Raw genomic sequence first — 2,919 nt, 5'->3', positions numbered from 1 at the left:
TCAACAGCATCGGGATGAAGATGGTCAGCAACTATGGCACCGTCGACGGAGAGGTTTTGCGCAAGAGCAAAACCTACAAAAATGTCAAGGCTGCCGCCACAGATACCGCCATCCTGGCCACTTACAAAGCCCTGGACGGCTTGCAGCAGCCCACTGCAGAAAACTGCTACGTGGTCACCACTGAAGAACTCTTCGAAACCGTGTAGCTGAAAAGAACCCCACACCGGATAAAATAAGGATTAGAAATTTACACAGATTAAGGAGACGAAAATGAGCATTATCAACCAAAAGGACCTCATCCTCACCTACAAAAAAGAGGATGACAGCCACTATAGCCTGACCGTCGCGGATTATAAGGATGGCATTACCGATGCCGAAGTAAAAACCGGTGCCCAGGCCATCCTGACCCAAGACATCTTCGCCCCTGGGGGCATGGATCTGACAGCCCTGGTCTCTGCCAAACGGGTCGACAAGACCACCACTGATGTCAGCCTGGCCGACTAAGCTTGGCCTTCTGGCCCTGACCCTCCTCCTGCTGATCGCCGCCGCCCTGACCCTGAGTCCGGGGGCGGCCCAGCCGGAATCCCAGGGCCAGGCGGGACCTACCCCCACCACCGAAGTCGCACCCCCAGCCCCAGACACCAAGCCCGTAGTCGATGCCACCATCCCCGACACCCCAGAGGCGGACATCCTGCCAGAGGGCGCCACCACCATCCCCATGGCCAGTGCCCACTTTGAAATGGCAGAATACGCCTGCACCTGCCCGGGCTATTGCGATGGTTGGCCCAGCCCCATGGACCCAGACCTCTTAGCCACCATCGAAATCCTCCGGGAAAGCCTGGGCGCCCCGGTCATCATCACCAGCGGGGTGCGCTGCCCCCGGTACAACGCCGAGGTGGGCGGCATTGAATACTCCCGTCACCTAAGGGGCCACGCCGCCGATCTCTACAGTCCCCATATTGACATCCACACCGTTGCCCAGGTGGCCAGTACCCTGGGATTGACCGTCATCACTTATTATGACCAAGGTTTTATCCATGTCGAAAATGAAAAGTAACGCAAAGCCCCCGGTACACACCGGGGGCTTTTGATTGGGAAACCAGGCTACAAAAGGGTGTAAAAGACATATTCATTGGTGCCGATAGCAAAAAATACAGTCAATCTTACAGATAATCCTTGACAATACCCTGGAATGGGTGTAAGCTTGACCTATGAAAAAGGCAAAGCAGTCGAAAGGCTGTCACGCAAAGCTTAAGGGCCTACGTCCAGCAGGATAGGGCAGCCAGTTACTGGAAATGCGGACTATTTCTGGACCTTAAGCCTCTGGAAACAGGACGCTGTTTTTGATTCCAGAAAAAATAGGCTTTAATAAAAAATTATATAAATAAAGGAGAAACGGTTATGCAACTATGGAAGAAAATGAAGAAGGACCGTAAAGGGTTCACCCTGGTAGAAATCATTGTGGTGCTGGTTATTCTGGCGATTTTGGCGGCCTTTACGATTCCGGCGATGTTGGGGTTTGTGCAGGAGGCAAGGGGGAAAGCTTTAATAGCAGAAGCAAGAGAAGTGTATGTTGCATATCAATCTGCTGCGACTGAAGTCGGTGCAAGTGCAACAGATGGAGATAAGGTAAATGCAAAATATACATCTGCTACACCAGCAACGGTTGTCGCAACACCAGATCCAACAAGTGCACAGGCTGTGAGTGTTGCAACAAAAGCATTATCGTATTTTGGGACTGACTTGACAGGGACGAAATATGAAGTGACAATTGCCGCTAAGAAAGTAACTGAGGTAAAATACCAAGGTGATGGTACATATATTACTTTGGTACCGGGAAAAGAAGCAGTCGTGACAAAAGGAACATTCTAATATTAAGTAAATTAGAGAGGCCCATCTATTGGATTAGGGGGTCTCTTTTTTGCTGCTATACTGAATACAGTTCAATAGATTATATAAATGTTACTACATTAATTTTTATTGCCAGCATCATCGCCTACTTCGAACGCAAACCCGTGGCACTCCTTTCCGTAAAATGGGTCTTGCTCTACCTCCTCCTCATCACCCTCACTCTGCCCTTTTCCCAAAAAATCTACCACGGAGTAATTACCCGCATGGAAGGGCACTTCGTCTTAGTGCTCTACATCCTCATGTTTCTCCTGGGGGCTTTTCTGAAACCCATTGGTGAGTCTGTTCTAAACCGCCTAAAGCCCACTCTCGAACATACCCAACAGTATTTTCTGGCCTATTACTTCTTTTCATGCTATCATAATCGTAATGAATTTTAGGAGGAGGAGATTTATGGACCAGTTTTTTTTGAACCTCAGCATGTTAATCATCGAGTTTTTCATCTTTGCTGTGGTGGGGTGGTGCATGGAGGTTATTTTAAAATACATTCAATACCATCGCTTTATTAACCGGGGGTTCCTCATCGGGCCCTATTGCCCGATTTATGGGGCTGGGGTGGTGGCCGTGACCCTGTTAGTCGGTGGAATGATTGGCCGGCACGGGACCATTGGGGAGACCTTCCTCGCCGGATTTGTGATTTGCGGGATACTGGAGTACGTTACCAGCTGGTATATGGAAAAGGTGTTCCATGCCCGGTGGTGGGACTATAGCAAAAAGCCCATGAATTTAAATGGCCGGATATGGATTGGGAATCTGGTGCTCTTCGGGGTGGCCAGTGTGGGGATTATCTGGTTCATCGACCCCATTTACTTTGGTTTGATGGCAGGGATGTCACCCTTCGTGGTTCAGCTGTTGGCGGTGATTATCGCTGTGGTGATGCTGGGGGATTATGCTTACTCACACTTCTTAATGAATCTGGTGAAGCGGGAAATCGACAGCCAGGATGCGGATGATACCGAGGAAATCAGCCGCCAGGTCCATGCTATGCTTAAAGACAAGCAGCTTCTTCTC

General features: G+C 49.7%; 5 protein-coding genes and 1 riboswitch. All 5 genes read left to right on the top strand.

The features are described 5' to 3' along the window. Positions 1 to 206, top strand: a 206-nt coding sequence (locus VB081_RS10730) for a DUF1659 domain-containing protein (protein WP_323400809.1), incomplete at its 5' end; no start/stop codon positions are given. A gap of 64 nt (positions 207 to 270) precedes the next feature. Continuing rightward, complete coding sequence (locus tag VB081_RS10725) at positions 271 to 504, top strand: DUF2922 domain-containing protein (protein WP_323398269.1); 234 nt, start codon at positions 271 to 273, stop codon at positions 502 to 504. After that, positions 485 to 1,057, top strand: coding sequence for a YcbK family protein (locus VB081_RS10720; RefSeq protein WP_323398270.1), 573 nt, complete (start codon positions 485 to 487; stop codon positions 1,055 to 1,057). Before VB081_RS10725 ends, VB081_RS10720 begins: the two co-directional genes overlap by 20 nt. Positions 1,058 to 1,209: 152 nt before the next feature. Next, positions 1,210 to 1,294, top strand: a riboswitch (cyclic di-GMP riboswitch). Positions 1,295 to 1,401: 107 nt separating this feature from the next. Beyond that, positions 1,402 to 1,872 (top strand): type II secretion system protein, encoded by a 471-nt coding sequence (locus tag VB081_RS10715; protein WP_323400808.1) that lies wholly within the window; start codon positions 1,402 to 1,404, stop codon positions 1,870 to 1,872. A 429-nt stretch (positions 1,873 to 2,301) separates the two neighbouring features. Further along, a partial coding sequence (locus VB081_RS10710) for a putative ABC transporter permease (RefSeq protein WP_323400807.1) occupies positions 2,302 to 2,919 on the top strand: 618 nt, incomplete at its 3' end.

This window comes from Christensenella sp. (genome assembly GCF_034927525.1).
In the GTDB taxonomy this organism is placed as follows: domain Bacteria; phylum Bacillota; class Clostridia; order Christensenellales; family Christensenellaceae; genus Christensenella.
This window is presented reverse-complemented; position numbering and strand designations above follow the sequence as displayed.

Coding starts and splice junctions, on each gene's coding strand:
- VB081_RS10720 (WP_323398270.1), top strand. CDS start 485: ATGTCAGCCTGGCCGACTAAGCTTGGCCTTCTGGCCCTGACCCTCCTC.
- VB081_RS10725 (WP_323398269.1), top strand. CDS start 271: ATGAGCATTATCAACCAAAAGGACCTCATCCTCACCTACAAAAAAGAG.
- VB081_RS10715 (WP_323400808.1), top strand. CDS start 1,402: ATGCAACTATGGAAGAAAATGAAGAAGGACCGTAAAGGGTTCACCCTG.